The 24,384-nt window shown below is 48.9% G+C and carries 21 protein-coding genes; 7 read left to right on the top strand and 14 right to left on the bottom strand.

The annotated features are described in order from the left end of the window. Positions 1 to 5: 5 nt before the first annotated feature. Genes AC0L4K_RS06790 through AC0L4K_RS06780 form a run of 3 tightly spaced genes read right to left on the bottom strand, consistent with a single transcriptional unit; the run spans position 6 to position 2,934 of the window. A complete protein-coding gene (locus AC0L4K_RS06790; RefSeq protein WP_417225323.1) occupies positions 6 to 1,328 on the bottom strand; it encodes a TRAP transporter large permease in 1,323 nt (440 codons plus the stop codon). Next, positions 1,318 to 1,857 (bottom strand): TRAP transporter small permease subunit, encoded by a 540-nt coding sequence (locus AC0L4K_RS06785; RefSeq protein WP_473268707.1) that lies wholly within the window; start codon positions 1,855 to 1,857, stop codon positions 1,318 to 1,320. Before AC0L4K_RS06785 ends, AC0L4K_RS06790 begins: the two co-directional genes overlap by 11 nt. A gap of 60 nt (positions 1,858 to 1,917) precedes the next feature. Next, entirely contained in the window at positions 1,918 to 2,934 is a 1,017-nt protein-coding gene (locus AC0L4K_RS06780; RefSeq protein ID WP_417225320.1) for a TRAP transporter substrate-binding protein, read from the bottom strand. A gap of 199 nt (positions 2,935 to 3,133) precedes the next feature. Between AC0L4K_RS06780 and AC0L4K_RS06775 the strand changes: the two genes are divergently transcribed. The 5 genes from AC0L4K_RS06775 (at position 3,134) to AC0L4K_RS06755 (ending at position 8,306) form a co-directional block, all read left to right on the top strand. Beyond that, entirely contained in the window at positions 3,134 to 4,072 is a 939-nt protein-coding gene (locus AC0L4K_RS06775; RefSeq protein WP_417225318.1) for a LysR family transcriptional regulator, read from the top strand. Between the two features lie 145 nt (positions 4,073 to 4,217). Next, positions 4,218 to 5,501: an NAD(P)/FAD-dependent oxidoreductase gene (locus tag AC0L4K_RS06770; RefSeq protein WP_417225316.1), complete on the top strand. Its 1,284-nt coding sequence runs from the start codon at positions 4,218 to 4,220 to the stop codon at positions 5,499 to 5,501. Between the two features lie 285 nt (positions 5,502 to 5,786). Next, positions 5,787 to 7,214: a Na+/H+ antiporter NhaC family protein gene (locus AC0L4K_RS06765; protein WP_473268705.1), complete on the top strand. Its 1,428-nt coding sequence runs from the start codon at positions 5,787 to 5,789 to the stop codon at positions 7,212 to 7,214. A gap of 127 nt (positions 7,215 to 7,341) precedes the next feature. Continuing rightward, complete coding sequence (locus AC0L4K_RS06760) at positions 7,342 to 7,983, top strand: DMT family transporter (protein ID WP_473268704.1); 642 nt, start codon at positions 7,342 to 7,344, stop codon at positions 7,981 to 7,983. Then, positions 7,980 to 8,306, top strand: a complete 327-nt coding sequence (locus AC0L4K_RS06755) for an EamA family transporter (protein WP_473268703.1) — start codon at positions 7,980 to 7,982, stop codon at positions 8,304 to 8,306. The genes AC0L4K_RS06760 and AC0L4K_RS06755 overlap by 4 nt, the downstream gene beginning before the upstream one ends. Positions 8,307 to 8,344: 38 nt before the next feature. Here the strand turns inward: AC0L4K_RS06755 and AC0L4K_RS06750 are convergent, their stop codons facing one another. The 4 genes from AC0L4K_RS06750 to AC0L4K_RS06735 all read right to left on the bottom strand — a co-directional run bounded on the left by AC0L4K_RS06750 (position 8,345) and on the right by AC0L4K_RS06735 (position 12,804). After that, positions 8,345 to 8,803 carry an SLATT domain-containing protein gene (locus tag AC0L4K_RS06750; RefSeq protein ID WP_473268702.1) on the bottom strand — a complete coding sequence of 153 codons (459 nt, stop codon included), beginning with the start codon at positions 8,801 to 8,803 and terminating at the stop codon, positions 8,345 to 8,347. Between the two features lie 256 nt (positions 8,804 to 9,059). After that, positions 9,060 to 9,569: a Crp/Fnr family transcriptional regulator gene (locus AC0L4K_RS06745; protein ID WP_473268701.1), complete on the bottom strand. Its 510-nt coding sequence runs from the start codon at positions 9,567 to 9,569 to the stop codon at positions 9,060 to 9,062. A gap of 187 nt (positions 9,570 to 9,756) precedes the next feature. Continuing rightward, positions 9,757 to 10,617 carry a DNA ligase gene (locus AC0L4K_RS06740; protein ID WP_473268700.1) on the bottom strand — a complete coding sequence of 287 codons (861 nt, stop codon included), beginning with the start codon at positions 10,615 to 10,617 and terminating at the stop codon, positions 9,757 to 9,759. 183 nt (positions 10,618 to 10,800) lie between these two features. Beyond that, positions 10,801 to 12,804, bottom strand: coding sequence for a sigma-54-dependent Fis family transcriptional regulator (locus tag AC0L4K_RS06735; protein ID WP_473268699.1), 2,004 nt, complete (start codon positions 12,802 to 12,804; stop codon positions 10,801 to 10,803). 418 nt (positions 12,805 to 13,222) lie between these two features. On the opposite strand from AC0L4K_RS06735, the gene AC0L4K_RS06730 reads away from it, so the two are divergent. Beyond that, positions 13,223 to 15,037 carry an NAD(P)-binding domain-containing protein gene (locus AC0L4K_RS06730; RefSeq protein WP_417225305.1) on the top strand — a complete coding sequence of 605 codons (1,815 nt, stop codon included), beginning with the start codon at positions 13,223 to 13,225 and terminating at the stop codon, positions 15,035 to 15,037. Positions 15,038 to 15,197: 160 nt separating this feature from the next. Here AC0L4K_RS06730 and tnpC read toward each other — a convergent pair whose 3' ends face one another. From tnpC to aptA, 7 genes are all read right to left on the bottom strand, one after another. After that, entirely contained in the window at positions 15,198 to 16,730 is a 1,533-nt protein-coding gene (gene tnpC, locus AC0L4K_RS06725) for an IS66 family transposase (protein ID WP_473266828.1), read from the bottom strand. Between the two features lie 51 nt (positions 16,731 to 16,781). Then, positions 16,782 to 17,129: an IS66 family insertion sequence element accessory protein TnpB gene (gene tnpB / locus AC0L4K_RS06720; RefSeq protein ID WP_473266830.1), complete on the bottom strand. Its 348-nt coding sequence runs from the start codon at positions 17,127 to 17,129 to the stop codon at positions 16,782 to 16,784. After that, complete coding sequence (tnpA, locus tag AC0L4K_RS06715; protein ID WP_473266831.1) at positions 17,126 to 17,512, bottom strand: IS66-like element accessory protein TnpA; 387 nt, start codon at positions 17,510 to 17,512, stop codon at positions 17,126 to 17,128. The genes tnpB and tnpA overlap by 4 nt, the downstream gene beginning before the upstream one ends. A gap of 342 nt (positions 17,513 to 17,854) precedes the next feature. Continuing rightward, on the bottom strand, positions 17,855 to 18,883 hold the full coding sequence (locus AC0L4K_RS06710) for a methionine synthase (RefSeq protein WP_473268698.1): 1,029 nt from the start codon (positions 18,881 to 18,883) through the stop codon (positions 17,855 to 17,857). 44 nt (positions 18,884 to 18,927) lie between these two features. Then, entirely contained in the window at positions 18,928 to 19,902 is a 975-nt protein-coding gene (locus tag AC0L4K_RS06705; RefSeq protein ID WP_473268697.1) for a DUF1852 domain-containing protein, read from the bottom strand. Between the two features lie 540 nt (positions 19,903 to 20,442). Next, positions 20,443 to 21,933, bottom strand: coding sequence for a CoA-acylating methylmalonate-semialdehyde dehydrogenase (locus tag AC0L4K_RS06700; protein ID WP_473268696.1), 1,491 nt, complete (start codon positions 21,931 to 21,933; stop codon positions 20,443 to 20,445). A gap of 67 nt (positions 21,934 to 22,000) precedes the next feature. Continuing rightward, positions 22,001 to 23,338: an omega-aminotransferase AptA gene (gene aptA / locus AC0L4K_RS06695; RefSeq protein ID WP_473268694.1), complete on the bottom strand. Its 1,338-nt coding sequence runs from the start codon at positions 23,336 to 23,338 to the stop codon at positions 22,001 to 22,003. A 105-nt stretch (positions 23,339 to 23,443) separates the two neighbouring features. Here aptA and AC0L4K_RS06690 point away from each other — a divergent pair, with 105 nt between their 5' ends. Next, the gene (locus AC0L4K_RS06690) at positions 23,444 to 24,376 is read left to right on the top strand and encodes a LysR family transcriptional regulator (protein WP_473268693.1); all 933 of its coding nucleotides are present in this window, start codon (positions 23,444 to 23,446) and stop codon (positions 24,374 to 24,376) included. Positions 24,377 to 24,384 lie beyond the last annotated feature (8 nt).

Raw genomic sequence — 24,384 nt, 5'->3', positions numbered from 1 at the left:
ACTCCTTAACCCATCACTAAATTCGGCAACCAGAGCACGATCTCTGGAAACAGCATGCAGAGAATCAAAACCGTTAGGTTAAGCATGATAAACGGCGTCACTGATTTATAGATTTCAGACATGCCAATACCCGCCGGGGCAATACCCTTCAGATAGAAGAGCGCGAAACCGTAAGGAGGGGTCTGCACCGCAATCAGAATATTCAAAATCATCAGTACACCAAACCAGATAGGGTCATAGCCTAATGACACCGCAATAGGCGTAAACAACGGCGCACACATCAAGACGATAATGAACTCATCAATAATGAAGCCCAGTAGCAACATAATCAGCTGGAACATGATGATGATCATAATCGGCGGCAGATCCAGTTGACCGGTAAAGTCAGCCACCATGCTCTGCACACCCATCAAGAGATGGAAGTTACTGAATACCGATGCACCAAAGATGATCCACATCGCCACACTGACTAACGCCGCGGTCTGGAAACCTGATTGCAGGAACATATCCACTTTGAAACGCTTAAACAGCATCGCCAGTAACAGTGCCCCAACAACCCCGATTGCACCGGATTCGGTTGGCGTCGCTATACCGGTAATAATACTGCCCAGCACCGCCACAATCAGCAGCATTGAAAACAGACCATCACGGGCAATACGGAACTTCTCTTTGCCTTCCAGTTTGACGATATCTTTGTTGTCCATATCCCGTGGTGCCCGCTCAGGGAACAACCAACAGCTAATACCAACATACAGCACCATCATCACCACGGTCAGCAGCGCAGGCATCATCGCTCCTAAGAACATCCGTCCGACGGAGTTTTGTGTCGATGCCGCAAACATGATCATCGGGATACTCGGTGGAATCAGGATACCCAGACCACCACCCGCCATAATAACGCCTAGCGCTAAGCGTTTATCATAACCACGCTCAAGCATAGGCCGCAGCGCGATACTGCCGGAGGTCATAATACCGGCGCCGATAATACCCACCATCGCACCGATCATGGAGCAAACGCCGATAACACTGATCGCTAGAGAGCCACGCACGCGGCCAATCAGCATCTGGCTGAAATTGAACATCGCATCACCGATGCCCGATTTCGTCAGTAACTGCCCCATGTAGATATAGAGGGGAATCGCCAACAGGATAAAACTAAAATAAGTGGATTCTAGGGTTGTCGGTATAACGTTAAAGATGCCATCGCCCCAGGTCATATAACCCACGACCATCGCAATACCACCCAGTGCCAAACCGACCTGAGCACCTAGGGCAAAAAACACCAGGATACACAGCAGAAGAACGATCGTTAACAGTTCAATTCCCATCACAACTCTCCTCAATAAGCGCATGGCCGGTCAGTAGAAAATACAGCTCTGCCAACATATCTCTTGCCAACTGGGCAATAAACAGACCACAGGCAATCACCATCATGATCCAGAAGTGAAACATTGGCGGAGCCCACTCACTTTGGCGACGATAATCAAATTCGATCGCTTCTTCATACTTGCCGATACTCACCATCACAATGATGACCAGAAAGAAGATAGCTAGCGAGAAAGAGATCAGATTGAAAACGCTACGGGTGCGACGAGACACCTTGAGGTAGAGAATATCCACATTGATATGCGCACGTTTTTGTTGTGCATAAGCACCACCCAACGCGGCAAGATAACCAAACATAAAGAGAGAGAGGTCAAACGCCCAAACGGTTGGTTTACCCAACACATAGCGTGAGAAAACCTCAAATGCGACGACTAATGCCAACACCGGCATAATAAAAGAAGCGGCTCGGCCAGCCTGGCGCACCACCCAATCAATAGAAAGACAAAAATTTATCAGTATTATTTTAAGCATGAAAAGTACCTGCAACAAAAAAGGGGCACGATCGCACCCCTTTTAACTTATTCAAAATGCTTACTTGCTGGTTGCGCGCAGAATATCGATCAGCTCCTTGCTGTACTTATCCTGTGCCGCATACTCATCCCACAAACCTGCACCGGCGTCAGCCCATGCTTTTTTGTCGGCTTCGCTTGGCTCTGGGCTCCATTTCAGGCCCTTAGCTTCCATTTCAGTAACCGCTTCAGATTCCCATTTTTTAGACAGACGCAGTTGGTCAGCCGCATGTTGTTCTGTTGCTTTACGCACAACAGCTTGCAGGTCTTCTGGCAGTTTCTTCCAAGCAGAACGGTTAACAACGATTGGCAATACCTGTGCACCCGCCAACGGCAGTTTGTACATGTACTTAGCCACTTCAACGTGGTTACCATCACGGTGATCGATCATGTTACTACCGATAGATCCATCGATAACGCCGGTAGCCAGTGACGTATAGATTTCGCTCCAAGAGAGTGATACAGGTGATGCACCCAAGTTACGCAGGAACTTACCGTAAGCACCTGGCGCACGGATTTTCAAGCCCTTAAAGTCTTCAACCGAGTTGATCTGCTCTTTAGTCAAGACATAAACCGGTGGCTGAATGTAAGGCTCAAGCCATACCAGTCCTTGCGAACCGTAGGCTTTGGTCAGTACTTTATCCCAACCTTTGTCGTGGAACAGGGATTGCAGTTCAGCAGGATCATCTGTGCCGCCTGGCAGACCGATCTCAACCACACCGGCAGGTAGCTCACCCGCATGCATAGACTGGAACGGAGCACCCATGGTGATCAGGCCGGATTTAACCGCGCCCAACAGACCGCTGGTGCCAACACCTTCGCCAGAATACAGTACCTGAACCTTAATACGGCCACCGGACTCAGTTTCGATGTTCTTCGCTAAACTTTCGTATACATCACCAAAGGCAGTACCACGGCCATAAAGGTTACTGAAACGCCAGTTATAATCAGCAGCGGAAACGTCAGCTGCTAACGTTGTAAGGCCTAATGTAACGGCCAAAGCGGAGGTCGATAGTTTTTTCTTAAGGTTTTTAATCATACTTCACCCAGTGTTTTTTAATATTTATGTCGCGGATTAAACTGTCTGTAGTCTTATCCTTACAAATTATATTGAAACGATAAATCATAAAGAATCCACCTTAACGTTTAACTTTCTTTACGTATCACTCATTATTAGGTATAAAAAACCGAACGAATGAATCATTCATCGCACCACTGATTAACTGAGGGTTTCGGATATGACGAAGTTTGCACTTGGCCAGTTGGGCGATATTGAAATCAAGCAACTCAAGATCTTTAAATCAGTGGTGGAGTGCGGCGGTTTTTCGGCAGCAGAGGCCGAACTCAATATCAGCCGCCCGACGATCAGCAATCATATTGCCGCGCTGGAGAAACGCCTCAATATCACTCTCTGTAAACGGGGCCGCGCGGGCTTTAGCCTCACCCCAGAAGGTAAAGTGGTATTCGATCAAACCTCCCACCTGCTACATAACCTCGAACGCTTTCGCAGCACCATTAATAATCTCGGCGAACACCCCGCCGGCAAGCTCAGAATTGCGCTGAGCGACACTTTCAGTACCGATCCACGCTTCAAACTACCGGAAATCTTTCGCCATTTTTACCAACAAGCACCGGATGTAGAACTGCAGGTTGAAGTCGATCATATGAAAATGATGGAAAAGATGGTGCTCAATAATCAGCTCGATATCGCGATGATCCCCTACCATCGTAAATTTGAGGGGCTGAATTATATCCATCTTTTCACCGATGAGAACTATGTTTATTGCGGTAAAGACCACCACCTCTTCAACCTACCCGAAGAGCAGATAACTGAATCGGTGATCAACAGCTATAAACTGGTACATGCTGGCCTTAAGCCCCACGAAGAGATCTATCATCAACTGGCTCAGATGAACCTTGCGAGTACGTCCTATCACTACGAATCCCGTATCGCGATGCTGTTATCTGGCTGCTATATCAGCTTTCTGCCGGAAAAAGTCGCCCAGCCCTACATCAAAAAAGGGCTCTTAAAGGCAGTGGCGCAACAGGTCAAACATTTCCGTCTAGGGGTTGCCGTCATTACCAAAAAGTCAGCCCAGCCGAATAGAGCACGGGATATGTTTCTCCATTCAATCAGAATCATCCATAAAAACGCCGAAAACGCCCCGCCCTATTAACTGCACAATACTGATCTATCCCCTGGTAGGTATAGCCTCCCGAGCCAACTAAATATTATCGTATAGCCTCACTAAAAGGCTGGGCGGTAGAGCGCCCGGTTAATATCAGCAACACCCTACGGGGTCCGTAATACAGGTTTTTTATATGGCAGCTCCATCTCACACTACGTCATACTATGCCGCTTCCGCTAACGACAAAGCGCTTCGGGCACCGTTGGACCAACATATAAGCGCTGACATCTGCATTATCGGCGCTGGCTTCACCGGTATGTCATCCGCATTACACCTTGCCGAACAGGGCTTTAAGGTGGTGGTATTAGAGGCCAGCCGCATCGGCTTTGGCGCATCAGGCCGCAACGGTGGCCAAATCGTTCACAGCTATAGCCGTGATATCGATTTTATTGAAAAACATTACGGCCACGAAACCGGCCGAGAAATGGGTAAAATGGCCTTCGAAGGCGGGCAGATCATCCGTCGCCTCGTTAAGCAGTATCAAATTGATTGCGACTTGAAGGAAGGCGGTATCTTCGCCGCCTGTAATAACCGACAGCTACATGAGATGGAACAGAAGAAGGCGCTCTGGGAAGCTCATGGTCATCAGCAATTAGAAATGCTCACCGCCGATAGCATCCGCGATCACGTAGGTTCCAGCCGTTATAAAGGCGGTTTGTTGGATAAGAGCGGCGGCCATTTTCACCCGCTCAATTTGGTACTCGGTGAAGCTGCAGCACTAGAGAGCCTCGGAGGTGTGATCTATGAAGATTCGGCGGTTACCCGTGTCGATGAAGGCGATAAAGCGGTGTTACATACCGCTAAAGGCTCCGTTACCGCCGACTTTGTGATTGTCGCCGGTAACGCTTATCTGGGCGGTTTAATTCCCAAGCTGGAACAAAAAGCGATGCCTTGTGGCACTCAGGTGATTACCACTGAGCCCCTGAGTGCAGCGCAACAGCGCGAACTCTTGCCACAGGACAACTGTGTTGAGGACTGTAACTATCTACTCGATTACTTCCGTCTCTCCGGTGATGGCCGGCTGATCTATGGCGGCGGTGTTACCTATGGCGCACGAGAACCGGATAAGATCGAATCATTGATTGTGCCGAACATGCTGAAAACCTTTCCTCAATTGAAAGGCGTTAAGGTGGATTATGCCTGGACCGGTAACTTCCTCCTGACACTGATGCGTCTGCCACAGTTTGGTCGTATCGGCAAGAATATTTACTACGCTCAGGGCTACAGCGGCCACGGTGTGACCAGCTCCCACCTCGCCGGAAAAGTACTTTGTGACGCGATAAAAGGTCAGGCAGAACGCTTCGATATTTTTGCCGGTTTACCGCAATACCCCTTCCCCGGTGGACGGGCGCTGCGTATCCCCTATACCGCCATGGGCGCATGGTATTACACCCTGCGTGACAAACTGGGTATCTAATCAGCCTCTGCACGCGGTCTTTGATGCATATAAATGCTTGAAGCCCCGCGCCAACATCGTGCTGTCATTCAATCACGCCCTGCGACTAGCACAGCATTCACCCTTTTATGGGTCCTCAATACCGTGAGATATTGGGGACTCAGGCTTTACACCATCAATTTATAACGATAAAAAAAGGTGCCATATGAGTACTGAGATCGGCCCGGCTGTCAGCCTCGACACCATGGCTATCAAGCCAAACAACACCCCAGATACGCCCGTTAATCGCCAAGGCAGCCCACAAAAATGGCTGATTTTTTTAGCGCGATTATGGCCTTTTTTGCCTACCTTTCGACCCAGCATGTCGACGGCGAACCCTATGGCTTTTACAGTCTACTGCCCGCCATGCTCATTCTATGTGTGGCGGTAATCACCAAGAAACCACTGGAATCTATCTTCGCCGGTATTATTGCAGGCTTGCTGTTGCTCGACCCCAGTAATGTTGTCAGTGGACTGGGCGACCTCTCAATGTCGGTGGTCATGGATGAAACCATCGCCTGGATCGTGCTGGTATGCGGCATGATGGGCGGCCTGATCAATATGCTAGAACGGGGTGGCAGCGTACTCAGCTTTGGCGAGCTTCTGGCCAAACGGATTAAAACCAAGCGCGGCACCATGCTCACCACCTGTAGCCTCGGTATTATGGTATTTATCGATGACTACCTGAACTCGCTGGCAGTCTCTGCGTCGATGAAAAGCCTCACCGACCGCTATAAGATCTCCCGAGAAAAACTGGCCTTTTTAGTCGACTCTACCGCTGCACCGGTGTGTATTCTGGTACCAGTCTCAACCTGGGCGGTTTACTTTGCCGCCTTGCTGGAAGAAAACGGCGCCGCAGCCGAAGGCAAAGGTATGTCTCTCTATATCGAAGCCATTCCTTATATGGTGTATGGCTGGGCGGCACTGTTGGTGGTGTTTTTAGTGGCCTTAGGGATACTCGGTGATTTTGGCGAAATGAAACAAGCCGAACAGCGCGCCCAAGCAAGTCAGCCCATCCCCGATGGGATTCAGCAAGATGGTTTCGATACCTCTAAGCTAAAGAAAACCGCACCGATCATTGGCCTATTAAACTTCCTGTTGCCGATGGCCGTGTTAGTCGCCGCCAGCGTCTATTACGATATCGACTTACTGCTAGGCGCACTGGTTGCCTCGATATTTACCATGGTGCTCTACTTCTGGCAGCGACTGCTTTCTTTTGCTCAGCTCGTGGATGCGATGTTGGATGGTTTTAAGGTAATGCTACACCCCATTGCGGTCGTCTGTGCGGGCTTTATGGTCAAAGAGATCAACGATCAACTCGGCCTAACCCCTTATATCATCGACTCATTGACCCCCTTCCTATCGAAAGAGATGTTACCCGCACTCGTGTTTGCTTCGATGGCGATGGTGGTATTTGCGACGGGTTCTAGCTGGGGTGTATTTGTCGTCTCCCTACCCATCGTTATCCCTATGGCCATTAGCATGGATATGTCGATGCCGCTCACCGTAGGCGCACTGCTATCCGCCTCAGCTTTTGGTAGTCACGCCTGTTTCTTCAGTGACTCGACAGTACTGTCATCCCAAGGGTCAGGCTGTACCCCGATGCAACATGCGCTGACCCAGATCCCCTACGCCTTAATTGGCGCCGTTATCGCTTTTACCTGTCTGGTAACACTGGGATTTATGCTGGCCTAACGTAGAATGTAGCATCGTTTCATGGAGACTTCGGTCTCCATTGTTTAAACCCATAGGGTCTCACGGTTTAACCCGCTTAACGATGCAGGCAAAACTGACTAACTAGCTTTATCGACAAGGACTTCCCATGCTTATCCGATCATCACGCACAGCACAACTGCTACTCCTGCTCGTCTGTTTTATCTGGGGCGCGGAGTTTGTGTTGATCGATCTAGCTATTGAAGAGATACCTACACACACCTTTAATGCCATCCGTTTCTTATTAGCAGGCTTATCACTGATCCCCCTGCTTTGGTTTAACCGACAGCAACTGGTCAACATTCGCTGGTTACCGCTTTGTGGCGCCAGCGCCCTGCTCGGTTTTTTGCTGTTTGTCAGTTTCTACACTCAGACAGAGGGCATGCATTACACCTCGGTGTCTAATGCTGGCTTTATTACCGGTTTAAACGTGCCGTTAGTGCCGTTGCTAGGCTTTCTGCTATTTCGTATCAAGGCCGCCACGGCGGTGTGGATCGGCATGGTGATCGCCACGGTAGGGCTCTATCTGTTAACCGTGGGTGATAAGCTGGAATTCAACCGGGGTGACACTCTCATATTGGTCTGTGCATTTGGCTTTGCCATTCATATTTTGCTGACCGGCCGCTTCGTCGATTCACTCCCGGTGATGCCCTTGAGCATCCTCCAGCTACTGGCCGTGGCTTTGTATAGCAGTATTGCTGCTTGGATTAGCCCTGAACCCGCATTTTATCACTCGGATTCACCCCCTTGAGTTGGCAGGACCTCGCCACTAACCCTCTGATTATCAGTGCGGTGTTGATTACCGGCCTACTGGGCACGGCCTATGCCTACTGGGCACAATCGGCCTGTCAGCAGATACTCGCCTCGCATCAGGTGGCACTGATCTTTGCCACCGAACCCGTGTTTGCTTGCCTCTCCGCTTGGTTGTTCCTAAACGAACAACTCGGCACATTGGGGTTAGTGGGTGCAGGTATGATTATCGCTGCCATGTTGATCTCTGAACTCGGAGGCCGCCGAGGACGCGTGACGCTAGAGCCGCTCGATCAGAGTACCTCGGTATCACCAAAGCCATAACAACAAGCAGCTTTATCCATAGTCCGGCGCTTACGACCCTATTCCGCCGGAACGATATCCCCTTGTCGCCCCTGCACAATGCCAGAACTCCACTTTTCGGCCGAGTTATTCAATACTTTTTGCAGTCGATCAAAAAACACCTCAAGCTCTGCGGCCTTCAAGGTTTGGCTTTTAATCTGAAACATCAGCTCACGCCTTAAATCACACAGGGTGTAATAAGTGGTCCGCTCATGAATCCACAGTTCATCCGCCTTACGCAGCCCCTCGAGGGACGCGAGAATACCGGCAGTACCAGAGAAAACTAGAATAGCGACATTCAGATGGGTGGCATACGCTGGCAGATAAAGCGCTAACCCGGACAGCAGCGACAACATCGCGGTGAGGCCAAAGGAGCCGTAGCGCAAGCGTCGATGTAAGGCTTTATGGGACTGAGAGTTGTCGCGAAACATCTCAATTTTTTTATCCAGTTCATCCACTAAAAACTGTTGCTGTTCCATGACGCTTACCCCCTAGGGCTGGTTGATAGAAACGGGCTTATTGAACCTCAGTGAAACAATGATCAGATAGATAGTCATCCGTTTTTAAAACAGCTTAGGCTTTTGAACCTAAGCTGATCAAAAATCGAACAATAGTTTGATAATAGTCCAGAGTTGAATAATCGGCCTTTTAACTCAACAATCAACGGAACTCATCGAGTGAGTTTCATCGTCACTTATTCAGCAAAGAGAGAGGTCGTAAAAGAAATAACCATCGTCAGTTTTTATCGGCATACATTTGATCAAGATGACTGATTTCACGGCTCATCTCGCGAGTGATATTGATCAGGAAGATCATAAACATCTCAGGATACTGCTCACACAGCCGGTGAAACAGTTCGGTACTGATTTTAAGCAGATACCCCTCGTTTTCGACAACGGCATCACCCCGACGGGCATGCAAGCCAATCATCCCAACAAAACCGATCTGCTCGCCCTCGGCATAGAGACGCATAGGCACACTCACGTCATCTTCAGGGCGATGCTGATAAAACCGCACTCCACCTTTGATAATGACATAAAACTGCTCAGAGACATCGCCAATACTGAATAGGCGATCACCCGGCTGCACCGCTAACAGCTCCCCTTGCTGCAGTAAAAACTGCAAACTTTCATTAGACAAAGCACCGAACATAGAAAGAGACTGACAGAAGCCTTGCGGATACTGTTGCTCAAGCTCAGCAAGTGAAACAGCCTTCATAAGATAGCGTCCGTAATAATCCGACATAGGTGCCCCGTAACAACTGTTACGCTCGGCAATAACCGCATCATTATAGAATAGAAATAGACAATATCAGATACCTAAAAATAGATAGATGATCACCAAGGCAAGCCCAAGGGCAGGCAATCCGTAGAAGCAACGCGACTATGCCAACTCGCCCTTAGGCATCACAGAATAACAAGCCAATAAACACTCACGGCTGACGAACCCGCATAAAGCTGGCAAACCGAGGCACACCCTTTGCACTCACTCCGGTATATTTATAGGTAACGATACTACCAATGGCCGGTGGGTTCTGCCGTTGTTGGTCGGTAAAGCCACTGCCCAGTTTAAAACGGATACCCGTCGGCGTTTCAACTAACAATGCACCGAGCATACCCACATACTTCCCCTTCCCCGGCTGGTGCCCAATCACTTTCGCTTCCGCATCCTGCCATCGTTTCAGCTTTAACAGGTGATCGCTACGCCCCGCTTGATACCGCGCATTCTGATGGTGCAGCATCAAGCCTTCGCCGCCTTCAGCAACCACCCGTTCTAACCACGCCATTAGCTCGCTATCACTTGACACTCGCCGCTGTTCGATCAACTGAATCCAGTCCCGGTCGACCCTGTCCACGAGCTGATGTAATTGCTTTAAACGCTGACTAAAGGTGCCGGGAAATCGGGGCAGATCGAATAACATAAACTTGACCTGCCGCCAGCCATTCAAGGCATCCTGCGACCCGTCAATATGGCTACGTCGGATCAACGCGGACACCGCAGCAAACTGCCCTCGCCCGATCCACAGCTCACCATCCAGGGGTTGTTCGGGTAAAACCTCGGTGAACCAATCCGGCGCATCTATCCGGTAGCCTTGTCGTGTTAAAAGCTGCTGACCATTCCAATACCCCCGCACCCCGTCCAGCTTTTCACTCACCCAATAAGCGGATACATCGAGCCCCTTATGATAGACGGTCGCAAGCTGTAGTTTAGGTTTATCGGCAAAGCTTTTATCAGCCAAACCAAGAGCAGTCACCAATAGAGTGATGAGCAGCACCAGACCATGAAAAGACATAAGGCAATTGCGGTTTAACATGCGGCCCGAGGGCCATGCGTTGCGCTTACAATTGAGAGGGAAAGTAATAGCTTGGCATCGCTTGCCAATAAGAGGAAAGTTCATACTGTACATCCTTGTACTGTGTTTTTAAGCAGTTTTTCATAAAGCAAAAATCGATGCAAATATTGAGTTAGAGATTAGTTAAACATCTCTAGGCAAACTAATCCCAAGCTTTTTTATTCGTCTATAAATCGTCGGCCGTGATACGCCTAACTCTTTAGCAACAGCAGAAATGTTCCAGCGCTGCTGATGGAGCCTATCAATTAGTGTTTGCTGCTCGGAGATGGCATCAACCTTATCTAACAAAGGATCCAACCAGGGTTCTGGCGACACTGTTGATGCGTAATGAGGGGTTGGTGATTGCACTGATAAAGCAAGAGTCGGTTTATCCAGTCGCCCGGCAATGCACTCTTCCGGTAAATGGTGGACGGTAATCTCTCCCTCTTTGCAGACAGCTTCGGCAAACGTAAGCGTGTTAACTAACTGCCTAATATTACCTGGCCATGAGTAGGCCAGTAACGCACTCATCGCATCGGCGCGGAGTCGAGCAGCGGGGTTGATACGCTTTAACAGCAACTTGATTAGGTACTGCTTATCGACCCGCGCTTTTAAAGCGGATAGCTTTAATGTTGCGCCGTTTAGCCTATAGTAAAGGTCTTCTCTAAACAGTCCGTCAGCAATCAGCTGCGTCAGATTACAGTGCGTGGCCGCAAGAACACGGACATCAATATTAACTGGCTGTGATGACCCAAGGGGTAACACCTGCCCTTCGGCTAATACCCGTAATAAACGACTTTGTAGCTGTAACGGCATATCGCCAATTTCATCTAAAAAGAGTGTGCCGCCATTGGCTTCTTGAATCAGGCCCTTTGCACCTTTTACTCGGCCTCCGGTAAAAGTACCCGGCGCATAACCAAACAGCTCACTTTCGATTAATGATTCAGGGATAGCGGCGCAGTTAACAGCCATAAAAGGCTGATCCGACCGATGGCTGGTTGCATGAATGGCTTTAGCCAGCACCTCTTTACCTGTGCCCGTTTCACCTAAAATAAGCAGGCTAACATCACGATGGCGTAACCGCTTAGCTAAGCTAATCGTTTGCCGCATAGCAGGATCATCAGCACACAGCTTATCTAACGGTGGGACTGACTCCTCTTGTGAGGCTAACACTTCTGATACGTTCAACTGGCTAGAGGTATTCGTCCTTGGCTCAATCAAAATGCCGTATAACATTTGCTGAGAGCCTGCTACCCGAAACGCACGGACGCCATCTTTGCTTTCGTAAGTGATAGATAAAATATCCCGCCACTGGCACTCCAATAAGTCCGGTAATGAAGTCGAATCGGTTGCGAAGGGCTGATATTGCGCCAGCAAAGCGCGACCCGCGGTATTAGCCGCAAGGATATTGCCTTGCTCATCTAAGGCAAACAATAACTGGCCATTGACCTGAACCAGCTCACGGGATTGATCACACTTAAAAATCAAACTATGGCGATAGCGCCGTAAGAAATAAGCATCTTCAATCAGACGGGCATACAGTTGCGTTAGGTGTAAGGCAAAGTTTTGGCTTTCAGGGGTACGGGATGAGTCTAATGCAGAGATATCCAATACCGCCAACAACTGCCCGGATGGATCTTTAATCGGTGCCGCCGTGCAGGTTAGGCTGATATGGGAGCTATCGAAGTGATCTACACGATGACAAGTCAGTGCTTGCTGCTCTTGAATACAGGTGCCTACTGCCGATGTGCCAGCATATTGCTCACTCCAATCAGCCCCCAAGTAAAGCCCTGCTTTATGCAAGCGGTCATCATCATGCTTATTACCTAAAAACTGAACGGTAATCCCCCGATGGTCACTTAATAACAGTACGTATCCAAGGCCAGAAATTTGTGTGTACAGCTGTTCGACACCGGCACGCGCGACGTTCAAAAACTCATCCACCGAATCTTGATGCTCACGTAATGTTTGATGGGTGACGATGCGCGCCGGCCTTGGCTGGCTCGGATCTAAACCATATTCTGATAAACAGCGTTGCCACGAACGCCCAATCAACTCATGGGTGGGCGAGTAACGTTTATTGGTTGACTCATGCCCGCCATAGCTGAGTATGGTATCGATATGACGACGTTGGCTTGCGTTATTCATGCCTATTCCTAGCCCGTGACTGTTATTTTTATTTCACGATCCCATCGAGTCTACCGCTGACAAGAGGCGTTTTCTATACTTCTTTCAGGCATGTATCTAACCTCACCTTCGGTCGTCAAATTCGATCAATGGTGTAGCTGCAAGCCGCATAAAATCGTTAACTGAAAAGCGTTACACCTGTAACGTTCACGACCATCCAGCGTTACAGCTGTTATGTGTTCGCATTACAGCTGTAACACTCAGCGAGAATCTCAAATTTAACTTATCTCACTCAACACAGAGCAAATAACCAAAAACTTACCATATAATTCAAATACTTATATTTTATAAAAATTAAAACTGCTGATACTGGCACGTTTGCTGCTTTATCTCCTAGGTCAACGCAGCACAAAAAAAACAAACTGCACTGGAGATAAATATGACCCATACCGCACTAACCGCTACTCATAAACCCACACTTGACGCTGTCGCATGGGTGGAAAAGTTAGCCGCTACACTCAGCTCTACATCACCCGCCGACGCCGTCTCTTTATTTGAAGAAGATGGATACTGGCGCGACCTAGTCGCCTTTACATGGAACATTAAAACCATGGAAGGCCGTGACGCTATCAGCGACATGCTCACCGCCACCATGACCGATGCTGCACCGAGCAACTGGCAAGTTGAAGAAGACGCCACTGAAACCGATGGCGTAGTCGATGCTTGGATTACCTTCGAAACGAACATAGCGAAAGGTCGTGCCTATGTGCGGTTACGCGATGGACTCGCATGGACCTTCCTTACCACCATGACGGAGCTAAAAGATTTTCCCGAAAAGCGTAACAAATTACGTCCCAAAGGTGCTGAACACGGCGCGAACAAAAACCGCCAAACGTGGCTCGAAAAACGTCAGCATGAAGAAGCTAACTTAGGCTACACCGAACAGCCCTACTGCTTAATTATTGGTGGCGGACAAGGCGGGATCGGGTTAGGCGCACGCCTTCGACAATTAGAAGTACCCACCATCGTGATTGATGCGTTACCTAAGCCGGGTGATACATGGCGTAATCGTTATAAGTCGCTTTCGCTGCACGACCCTATTTGGTATGACCATATGCCTTACATACCTTTCCCTGAAAACTGGCCAGTATTTACCCCTAAAGACAAGGTGGGGGATTGGCTCGAAATGTACACCAAGGTCATGGAACTAAATTACTGGGGATCAACCCGCTGCACACGCGCAAAATATGATGAGGATAAGCAAGAGTGGACGGTAGAAGTCGATCGCGATGGCGAAAAGCTAACGCTACACCCTAAACAGTTGATACTGGCAACCGGTATGTCCGGCATTCCCAACATGCCCGATATTCCGGGCATGGATACCTTTGAAGGCGAGCAACATCACTCGAGCCAGCACCCCGGTGGCGAAGCCTATAAAGGTAAAAAATGCATCGTGCTGGGCGGTAACAACTCAGCCCATGATATTTGCTGTGCCCTCTGGGAAAACGATGCCGATGTGACCATGATTCAACGCTCTTCGACACACATCATCAAATCAGATTCGTTAATGGAGCTAGTGCTAGGCGGTTTGTACTCTGAAGAAGCGGTTGAAAATGGTATGACGACCTATAAAGCCGACCTCACCTTTGGCTCGGTTCCGTTCAAGATCATGCCGCAATTTCATATTCCTGCCTATGAAGCCGTTGCAGAGCGCGATGCCGAATTTTACCAACGCCTAACCGATGCGGGATTCTTACTCGACTTTGGTGAAGACGGTTCAGGGCTATTCATGAAATACCTACGTCGTGGATCGGGTTATTACATCGATGTCGGTGCATCCGATCTCGTTGCCGACGGTGAAATTAAACTCAAATCCGGGGTATCAATTGCCAAAGTAAAACCGAAATCGGTTGTTCTTACCGATGGTACAGAGCTAGAAGCAGATTTGATTGTGTACGCTACCGGTTTTGGTTCGATGAACGGCTGGGCCGCTAAAATCATCTCCCAAGAAGTCGCCGACAAAGTGGGTAAATGTTGGGGCTTAGGCTCCGATACCGCGAAAGATCCAGGCCCATGGGAGGGTGAATTACGCAACATGTGGAAGCCAACTCAGCAAGAAGCATTGTGGTTCCATGGCGGCAATCTACACCAGTCCCGCCACTACTCACAGTACCTATCGCTGCAAATTAAAGCCCGCATGGAGGGTATCGACACGCCGGTTTACGGACTGCAAGAGGTCCATCATCTAAGCTAGCTCTATGACACGTTGGCAGCGGTAATCGCTGCCTTTTTTACGAACGCCTAGCACATCAACGTCGCACTGAGGCCCATACCGCATCCCACGGGCTTTTGCTGATGTGCTTTTTTAATGTTAAAAAGTCTCAGACCTTAGGTAAGCGTAGACTGCTCACACCTTAAATCGCTTCGGTTACCTGAGAGTCATTGAGATTGATATTCCAAGGCAGCAGACTTTCAATATCTGTGGTCTTGGTATTGTTGATCCGTTTTAGCACGGCTGTCAGGTAGGCCTTTGGGTCGATACCGTTGAGCTTCGCTGTGCCCATGATGCTATAAAGCGCAGCACCATAATGCCCTCCATCCTCAGAACCGGCGAATAGGTGATTCTTCCGCCCCAGCGCTAGTGGGCGGATAGCCCGCTCAGCGGCGTTGTTGTCTATTTCTATACGGCCATCATCAAGGTACCGCGTCAGGCTATCCCATTGTTTGCGAGCATAGTTGATCGCTCGTCCCAAAGCCGAGCCTTTAGAGCATTGTCGAAGGGTCTGATCTAACCAGGTATACAGATCATCCATCAAAGGTTTGGCATTTTTCTGCCTATCATATTGCCGTTCATCCGGCGGCTTACCCTTGATCTGTTTTTCAACCTGATACAACGCGTTTATTCGTTCAACGGCTTCCAGCGCAACAGGGCTTTTTGTCGATTCAGCAAGCTCGAAGAACTTTCTGCGGACATGAGCCCAGCAACCCGCTCGCGTGATGCCGGACTGAACGGCAAGGTTATAACCCGCATAAGCATCAGTCTGGATGATCCCGCGATAACCCTTCAAGTGAGCGGCAGGTTCTTTTCCTGACCGGGTGGTACTGTACTGGAACCAAACAGCAGGCGCTGCATCGCCTCCCCAGGGACGATCATCTCGTACGTAGTTCCAGTAGCGCCCCGTTAGGGTTTTGTTATTTCCGGGCTTGAGCGTTGGTGCCGTTGTATCATCCGCATGGAGTTTGTGTGCTGACATCACATGCGTGCGGATGGCCTGCACCAAGGGCTCTAACAGCGCACCGGCACGGCCAACCCAACCCGCTAACGTCGAACGATCCAGTTCGATATCTGAACGCTTGAAGCGTCCTTCCTGACGATAGAGTGGCAAGTGATCTGCGTATTTATCAACGATGACCTGAGCGATCAGTGCAGCCGAGGCGATCCCTTTATCAATGACGCGTTCTTGCGCAGGTGCTTGAGCGATCTGATCGCAAGCACTACAGCCATACTTAGGGCGAACCTGTTGCAGAACCACATACTGTTCCGGCACCACGTGCAGCATCTCAGAGAGGTCTTCCCCGATTAGTTTCATCTTCCCTCCACAGTCAGGACAGTGACAGCTTGCGGGTTCATGGCGGTGCTCTTCACGCGGGAGTGATTCGCTAAAGCGTTTACGGCCGCGCGAGGTGGAAGATGACCGCGCAGACACTGTGGAGTTTGGAGATATCTGAGCGATCGCTGTTTCGGTATCTTCGATCAGAAGATCAAGCTGATCAGTACTATCTGTGCGTTCACTGGAACGGCCAAAACGGTTCCGAAGCAGCGCAGCAAGACGTAGCTCAAGATGCTCATTTCGGGTCCGCTCCACCGTCAGATTCTGCTGCATAGAAAGCACTATCTGCTTGAGCAGTTCAGGATCATTGGGCAGGGAATCAGCGGTCATTTTCATGAGGTATATTTTATCAGAACACCCTCTGAAATCCCCGTATTTATTAGGTTTTCAAGCAGACAAATGTGGTCGATTAGTACGTTTGGGAGCTCTCCAGTCTATCCCTTCGAGCAGCATAGAGAGCTGCGCAGTCGATAGATGAATAACGCCATTTTTCGCCTGAGGCCAAACGAATCGGCCCTGTTCAAGACGCTTATAAAACAGGCAGAGTCCTTGACCGTCCCACCAGAGCACTTTGATCCGGTCACCACGCCTTCCTCGGAACACAAAGAGCTGCCCTGAAAAGGGATTTTTATCAATCTGATATTGGACAACACCAGCAAGACCATCAAAGCCTTTGCGCATATCCGTATGACCGGCGATCAGCCAAACACGTGTACCTGAAGGTAACCCCATCATACCAGTGCCCTCAAGATCTGACCGAGCTGGGTATCCGTCGGATTACTCAAATTGAGCTGATGGCCTGAGTTAAACCGGATACTCATAACTGACATAGAGGGCCGTGTCGACTCTGGTGTCTGCGCACATGGTTGGTGATTTGGCGCGTGCTGATCAGTTGAATCATCAACAACAATCATAGGTATCATGGGCGAGTTTGCTTTCTTAACCCAGCGAGCCTCGTTCCGAAACTCTCTAATCCAGTTCGACAACATATTTGCGTTGATGTCATATTCACGCGCAATCGCCGCCTTAGACTCAGGGCCTGTAATCGCTTCATGAACTATCTTGAGTTTCAGTTCGGGGGGATATCGACGTCGTGGCGGTAGTGTGGATTTATGCATGTTACGTTCCCATCTATTTTTAAATGGGAACTTCGCATCTCACTTATTTTCAAGCAACGTGTGAGCAGTCGACGCTTACGACCTTAGGAGCAAAACAATGAAAGGTATCCAAGGTAAAATCGCACTTGTTACCGGCGCCGCTAACGGTATCGGCGCGGCCATCACCCGTCGTCTCTATACCGAAGAGGCTTTGAATAACGCACCACCAACATAACGATGGCCCGTCTGAACGGTTTAGAGATTATGCACACGCTTTTGTACGCATCACCAACAAGCACGTTTAATCTGATAAGAAACAAAGCGGGTCAAGAGGCAACAAGCAACACCTGACCCCGTCACTTTTTAGGCCAAGAGTTCGCGGCGAACAATCTCTGTGCCGGCCCTCAAAGCATCGAGTTTCGCTGCTGCGACTCGACGAGACAAAGGCGCCATACCACAGTTGGTGCACGGGTAGAGCTTGTCGGCATCGACAAACTTAAGTGCTTTTCTCAGGGTACCGGCGACTTCCTCTGGTGTTTCAATGGTATCGGTTGCCACATCAATAGCCCCTACCATCACTTTTTTACCACGAATAAGTTCAAGTAATTCCATTGGAACATGGGAGTTATGACATTCTAGCGAGATAATATCGATGTTCGATTTTTGCAGTTTAGGGAACGCCTCTTCATATTGTCGCCATTCAGAGCCCAGTGTTTTTTTCCAATCGGTATTGGCTTTAATACCGTAGCCGTAGCAAATATGTACAGCCGTTTCACATTTAAGCCCTTCAATGGCTCTTTCTAACGTTGCTATACCCCACTCGTTGACCTCATCAAAAAACACATTAAATGCCGGTTCATCAAATTGGATAATATCAACGCCAGCCGCTTCTAATTCTTTAGCTTCTTGATTGAGAATGATGGCAAATTCCCACGCGAGTTTTTCACGACTTTTATAATGGTCATCATAAAGCGTATCAATCATCGTCATAGGGCCAGGTAGAGCCCACTTAATAGGCTGCTTGGTTTGCTGACGCAAAAACTTAGCATCTTCTACAAAGACGGATTTTTGGCGAGAAACAGGGCCAACAACCGTGGGGACACTCGCATCATAGCGATCACGAATTTTAACCGTTTTACGTTGCTCAAAATCAACACCGTTGAGGTGCTCAATAAAGGTCGTGACAAAGTGTTGACGTGTTTGCTCGCCATCACTGACAATATCAATACCCGCATGTTGTTGCTCTTGTAATGACACCCGTAAAGCGTCATGTTTGCCGTCGATTAATTCCTCACCTTGCAGTTTCCACGGAGACCAAAGTGTCTCAGGCTCTGCAAGCCAAGTCGGTTTAGGCAGGCTACCTGCGGTTGAAGTCGGTAATAATGTTTTCATAATCAATGATGTCGTCTATGTAAGTAAATGATTGAACGTAACGATTAAGCGTAATTTGCTGACCATTGTTCCAGTACGGTTTGGTAAGGTTTGATGAAGTACTCTTCAGCAAATTTCCCCTGTTGATTGGCTAATTGGCTTCGCTCTTCTCGGTCATAAATAATTTGGGTGACTGAGTGATCCTGGTTTTCTAATTTAGGTTGATAGCGTTGGCCTGCGACCGCGTTGGCATTATAAATTTCAGGTCGGTATATTTTCTGAAAGGTCTCCATCGTGCTGATCGTACTGATCAGTTCAAGGTTCGTGTAATCGTTGAGTAAATCGCCAACGAAGTAAAAGGCCAACGGTGCAACACTATTTGAAGGCATAAAATAGCGAACATCTAAGCCCATTTTTTTAAAGTATTGCTCAGTCAACGATGACTCATTAGGCTGATACTCAAACCCTAAAACAGGATGCTGATTCTCTTTCCGATAGTAGGTTTTGTTGTTAGAAACACTGAGGCAAATAACCGGTGGCTTTTTAAAGTGCTGCTGATAAGCCTTCGAGTTAACGAAATATTTAAAGAGTTTCCCGTGTAGCTCGCCAAAGTTCTCTGGCACAGTAAATTGGGGCTGATTCTTATTATGATCCATCAGCAACACGCTAAAATCATAGTCACGCACATAGGAGGAGAAGTTATTGCCAACAATACCCTCGATACGTTCACCGGTTTTATGATCAACAATATTCGTTTTCAGTACTTCAATGGCAGGGAAACTCTGGCCATTGCCTTCAATATCCATATCAACAGAGATGATATCGAGTTCGACAGAATAACGATCGCCGTTAGGGTTATCCCAATGCGCTAAGGCATTAAAACGGTTATCAATCATTCTTAGGGTATTGCACAGGTTCTCTTGACGGCTTTCGCCTCTCGCCAAATTCGCGAAATTGGTCGTGATACGCGTATTCTCTAATGGACGATAGTTCTCATCAAAGCCTATGCTCTTAATCGTAAAGGTAAAGTCTGTGTTCATTGTAATAGCACCCTAATGTCTGAGATAAAGCCTGAGCTTGTTCCTTGCTAGACAGTCTCAATTGATCTTCCAGTTCCTTCAGTGAGCCGCCTTCACCATGTTTGATTTGTGCGGCTCACTAAGAATCAACGACAACATTGTCTAGGCTTAATAGTTAGGAGTATTTATACCCGCACTCAAACATGAATGAAAATGCTTTATTTTTAACTTTGGGTGAATTTAATTCATAGTTGATATATTCAACAATATTGGCGGGCATTTATGAGAGTGATTTACGCTGTTCGTTACAAGGCATTGAAACTTATCATCAGGCTTCAGTAACGCTCGCAGAAGGACATCTATATCTAAAGACATTGCCTGACACTATCCTTAAGCCCTCGCAGACAAGCTCTAGAAAAAGGCCTTACAAAACCATCAGACACAAAAAACCGGTAGTCGCGTGAACGGCTACCGGTTAATCGAAGACCATCAAGGGGCGCTGATTAAAGCGCCTCTTTGACAGGTGAATCAGCAGGATTGCCCTACTGACTCACTACCGCCTTAGCTTGGGAAGGCGAACGAAACACCTTCACGTACACCACTGGAAGGCCAGCGCTGGGTGATAGTTTTACGTTTAGTGTAGAAACGTACGGCATCTGGACCATAAGCGTGTAGATCACCAAACAATGAACGCTTCCAACCACCAAAGCTGTGGTACGCCACCGGTACTGGTAACGGTACGTTAATACCAACCATACCTACTTGAATATTGTCTGAGAAGTAACGCGCCGCTTCACCGTCACGGGTGAAGATACAGGTGCCATTGCCATATTCATGGTCATTGATCAGCTGCATCGCCTCTTCCATGGTATTCGCACGGACCACCTGCAATACTGGGCCGAAGATCTCCGCTTCATAGCTGGACATGCTCGGGGTTACATTATCAATCAACGTCGCGCCAACAAAGAAACCATTGTCGAAACCATCAACGACCGGGTTACGACCATCGACCACAACCGTCGCACCATCCGCTTCGGCGCTATCGATAAAACCGTTCACCTTTAACTGATGAGCACGGGTAATAACCGGGCCAAAGTCGTTTTCGCTGTTGCTGTAGGCACCCACTTTGAGTGGCTCCATTGCCGCTTTCATTTTCGCGACCAGGGTATCTGCCGCCGCATCACCAACAGCAACCGCAACAGACAGCGCCATGCAACGCTCACCCGAAGAACCAAAGGCCGCGCCTAACAGCTGGTTAACGGCGTTATCCATATCCGCATCGGGCATAACGATGGCATGGTTTTTCGCGCCACCCAGTGCCTGACAACGCTTACCGTTGGCATTGGCCGTGCTGTAGATATATTCCGCAATCGGCGTAGAACCGACAAAGCTCACGGCTTTAACACGACTATCGGTCAACAGTACATCCACCGCTTCTTTATCACCGTTAACCACGTTGATCACGCCTTTAGGCAGACCCGCTTCTTGCAGCAACTGAGCGATAAAAAGCGTGGATGATGGATCACGTTCAGACGGTTTGAGGATAAAGGTGTTACCGCAAACAATCGCCATGGGATACATCCACAGTGGCACCATCGCGGGGAAGTTAAACGGCGTAATACCCGCCACCACACCTAGTGGCTGAAATTCACTCCAAGAATCGATACCGGGGCCAACATTGCGGCTGTGCTCGCCTTTTAACAGTTCTGGCGCACCACAAGCATACTCGACGTTCTCTATACCGCGTTGCAATTCACCGGCGGCATCATGGGAAATCTTGCCGTGTTCTTCGCCGATCATTTCGCAGATCTTAGCGGAATTTTCTTCTAGCAATGTTTTAAAACGAAACATTACTTGGGCACGTTTCGCCGGTGGCGTATTACGCCAAGCGGGGAACGCTTGCTCCGCAGCGGCAATCGCCTCTTCAACGGTGGCTACAGATGCCAGTGCAACCTGCTTGCTCTCTTCACCCGTTGATGGGTTAAATATTGCCTGTGTGCGAGCCGCGTCTGTGCGCATCTCGCCATTAATCAAATGGCCTACAACAGTCATAATTTTATCTCTTTATTCTTTTTAAACGCTGCACCTAAGGTGCAGCTAAATTTAGTTATAAATGGCGTTAACTTAATTCTTGAATCGACTCGCCCAATGCGTTGATCAACCCGTCGATCTCTTCGGCTTCGGCGGTAAATGGCAGACCCAATTGGATGGTATCGCCACCGTGACGGACATAGTAGCCTTTTTCCCAACACTTCATGGCGATCTGATGCGGACGCAGAGCAGGTTCACCCGGTGCCGCTTCGATGGTCAATCCTGCGGCTAGGCCACAGTTGCGAATATCAGCGATATACTGTGTGCCTTTGAGACTATGTACCATCTCTTCAAACTGTGGCGCAATCGATTTAGAACGCTCAATCAGTTTGTCATTGGCCAGAATATCCAACGAGGCTAAACCCGCCGCACACGCGACCGGATGGGCCGAATAGGTATAGCCGTGTGGCAGTTCCAACATATACTCAGGGCCTGCATCGGCCATAAAGGTATCGTAAATACCCTGCTTCGCAATCACCGCCCCCATCGGAATAACGCCATTAGTCAGCTGTTTAGCAACGGTCATCAGATCTGGGGTTACACCAAAGGCTTCCGCACCGGTGTTGGCGCCCATACGGCCAAACGCGGTAATGACTTCATCAAAAATCAGTAAGATGTTGTGTTTATCACAGATCTCACGCAGTCGTTTCAGGTAGCCAACCGGTGGTGGAATAACACCGGTAGAACCTGCCATCGGCTCAACAATCACCGCGGCAATATTGGACGCATCATGGATCGCGATCTGCTGTTCTAACTCATCCGCCAGGTGGGCGCCGGTTTCAGGCATGCCACGGGTAAATACATTTTCTTTCAGCAGGGTATGCGGGATATGTACTGCATCGATACCCTGACCATAGATAGCGCGGTTTGGTCCGATACCGCCGACGCTGATACCACCGAAGTTAACACCGTGGTATCCCCGTGCCCGACCGACCAAGCGCGTTTTGCTCGCTAGGCCTTTCTTGCGCCAGTATGCCCGAGCGATTTTCAGTGCCGTTTCAACTGACTCAGAACCCGACCCGGTAAAGAACACCCGGTTAAGCCCATCAGGCATCAACTCAGTAATACGATGGGCCAGTTCAAAGGATTTAGGATGACCAAACTGAAAGGCTGGAGAGTAATCCAACTCTTTAACTTGCTTGCTCACTGCTTCACTAATCTCTGGACGGCTATGGCCAGCACCACAGTTCCACAAACCGGACAGTCCATCGAAAATCTTACGACCGTCTGCAGCGGTGTAGTAATTCCCCTCGGCAGCGACAATCAGTCGAGGGTCTTGTTTGAAGCTTCGGTTAGCCGTAAAAGGCATCCAATGGGCATCAAGCTGCTCTTGGGAAAGCCCACAACGATACTGATTATCAGTCATAATATTCATCTCAGGTTATTCACTTGTTGACTCTATTATCGCCAAGGATTAAGTTTATTAAATCTACAAATATTTATTCAAAGTTAACTATAAGATTACCTAAAAATGAGCCGTTCAGAAAATCTGTTACCCCGCCAACTCGGTGATGCCCATATTCGTCTGCTGCGTATCTACAAGGCCGTGGTTGAAAGCGGTGGTTTTTCTGCCGCCGAAGTCGAATTAAATATCAGCCGCCCCGCCATCAGTCTGGCGATATCAGAACTCGAGAGTCTCTTGAATATGCGCCTGTGTAATCGAGGCCGAGCCGGATTTGCCCTTACCGAACAGGGCGAAGAAGCCTATGACGCCACGCTCCAGTTGTTTGGTGACTTGGAAAATTTTCGCGCTCGGATCAACGCGATCAATACCGAACTCAAGGGCGAACTCAATATAGGTATCACCGACAATATGGTCACCGTGCCACAAATGCGCATCACCCGCGCACTGGCGGCGCTCAAAGCGCGAGGCCCAGACGTGATTATCAATATTCGGATGATCCCGCCTAAAGATATTGAATCAGGCGTACTCGATGGTCAGTTATTGGTCGGTGTGGTATCCGAACAGCGCTCCCTGCCGGGCCTGAATTACCTGCCACTCTATGATGAACAGTCTCTGTTGTACTGCAGCGATAAACACTCACTGTTTACCCAAGACAACGACTCGCTGACAGATGAACAGCTTGCCCAATATGATGCGGTACTGCCCGCCTATCCACAATCGGCGGACATCAAACAGCAGCAAGCGATACTCAAAGCCAGCGCTAGCTCAACCGACCGTGAAGGTATTGCCTTTCTGATCCTCAGTGGTAGCTATATTGGTTTTTTACCGACTCACTATGCCCAACAGTGGATCAGAGAAAACCGCCTTAAAGCGATTCAGCCCCAGCAACGCAGCTTTACCACCCACTACTCGGTCATCACCCGCAAAGGCGTCCGCAACAACCTGATCCGTGATGCCTTTATTGAAGAGTTAGAAAAGCAATCATTGAGCACCATTTAAACATCGAC

Source organism: Amphritea sp. GJ51-11 (genome assembly GCF_055808735.1).
Note: the sequence above shows the minus strand (reverse complement) of the source record. Positions and strands in the feature narration are given on the sequence as shown.

What these genes read in the sequence shown, in the direction of transcription:
- AC0L4K_RS06730 (WP_417225305.1), top strand. Translation starts at nt 13,223, where the DNA reads ATGACCCATACCGCACTAACCGCTACTCATAAACCCACACTTGACGCT.
- AC0L4K_RS06705 (WP_473268697.1), bottom strand. Translation starts at nt 19,902, where the DNA reads ATGAACACAGACTTTACCTTTACGATTAAGAGCATAGGCTTTGATGAG.
- AC0L4K_RS06780 (WP_417225320.1), bottom strand. Translation starts at nt 2,934, where the DNA reads ATGATTAAAAACCTTAAGAAAAAACTATCGACCTCCGCTTTGGCCGTT.
- aptA (WP_473268694.1), bottom strand. Translation starts at nt 23,338, where the DNA reads ATGACTGATAATCAGTATCGTTGTGGGCTTTCCCAAGAGCAGCTTGAT.
- AC0L4K_RS06770 (WP_417225316.1), top strand. Translation starts at nt 4,218, where the DNA reads ATGGCAGCTCCATCTCACACTACGTCATACTATGCCGCTTCCGCTAAC.
- AC0L4K_RS06760 (WP_473268704.1), top strand. Translation starts at nt 7,342, where the DNA reads ATGCTTATCCGATCATCACGCACAGCACAACTGCTACTCCTGCTCGTC.
- tnpB (WP_473266830.1), bottom strand. Translation starts at nt 17,129, where the DNA reads ATGATGGGGTTACCTTCAGGTACACGTGTTTGGCTGATCGCCGGTCAT.
- AC0L4K_RS06740 (WP_473268700.1), bottom strand. Translation starts at nt 10,617, where the DNA reads ATGTCTTTTCATGGTCTGGTGCTGCTCATCACTCTATTGGTGACTGCT.
- AC0L4K_RS06765 (WP_473268705.1), top strand. Translation starts at nt 5,787, where the DNA reads ATGGCTGATTTTTTTAGCGCGATTATGGCCTTTTTTGCCTACCTTTCG.
- AC0L4K_RS06710 (WP_473268698.1), bottom strand. Translation starts at nt 18,883, where the DNA reads ATGAAAACATTATTACCGACTTCAACCGCAGGTAGCCTGCCTAAACCG.
- AC0L4K_RS06750 (WP_473268702.1), bottom strand. Translation starts at nt 8,803, where the DNA reads ATGGAACAGCAACAGTTTTTAGTGGATGAACTGGATAAAAAAATTGAG.
- AC0L4K_RS06785 (WP_473268707.1), bottom strand. Translation starts at nt 1,857, where the DNA reads ATGCTTAAAATAATACTGATAAATTTTTGTCTTTCTATTGATTGGGTG.
- AC0L4K_RS06790 (WP_417225323.1), bottom strand. Translation starts at nt 1,328, where the DNA reads ATGGGAATTGAACTGTTAACGATCGTTCTTCTGCTGTGTATCCTGGTG.
- AC0L4K_RS06775 (WP_417225318.1), top strand. Translation starts at nt 3,134, where the DNA reads ATGACGAAGTTTGCACTTGGCCAGTTGGGCGATATTGAAATCAAGCAA.
- AC0L4K_RS06735 (WP_473268699.1), bottom strand. Translation starts at nt 12,804, where the DNA reads ATGAATAACGCAAGCCAACGTCGTCATATCGATACCATACTCAGCTAT.
- tnpC (WP_473266828.1), bottom strand. Translation starts at nt 16,730, where the DNA reads ATGAAAATGACCGCTGATTCCCTGCCCAATGATCCTGAACTGCTCAAG.
- AC0L4K_RS06700 (WP_473268696.1), bottom strand. Translation starts at nt 21,933, where the DNA reads ATGACTGTTGTAGGCCATTTGATTAATGGCGAGATGCGCACAGACGCG.
- AC0L4K_RS06690 (WP_473268693.1), top strand. Translation starts at nt 23,444, where the DNA reads ATGAGCCGTTCAGAAAATCTGTTACCCCGCCAACTCGGTGATGCCCAT.
- tnpA (WP_473266831.1), bottom strand. Translation starts at nt 17,512, where the DNA reads ATGCATAAATCCACACTACCGCCACGACGTCGATATCCCCCCGAACTG.
- AC0L4K_RS06745 (WP_473268701.1), bottom strand. Translation starts at nt 9,569, where the DNA reads ATGTCGGATTATTACGGACGCTATCTTATGAAGGCTGTTTCACTTGCT.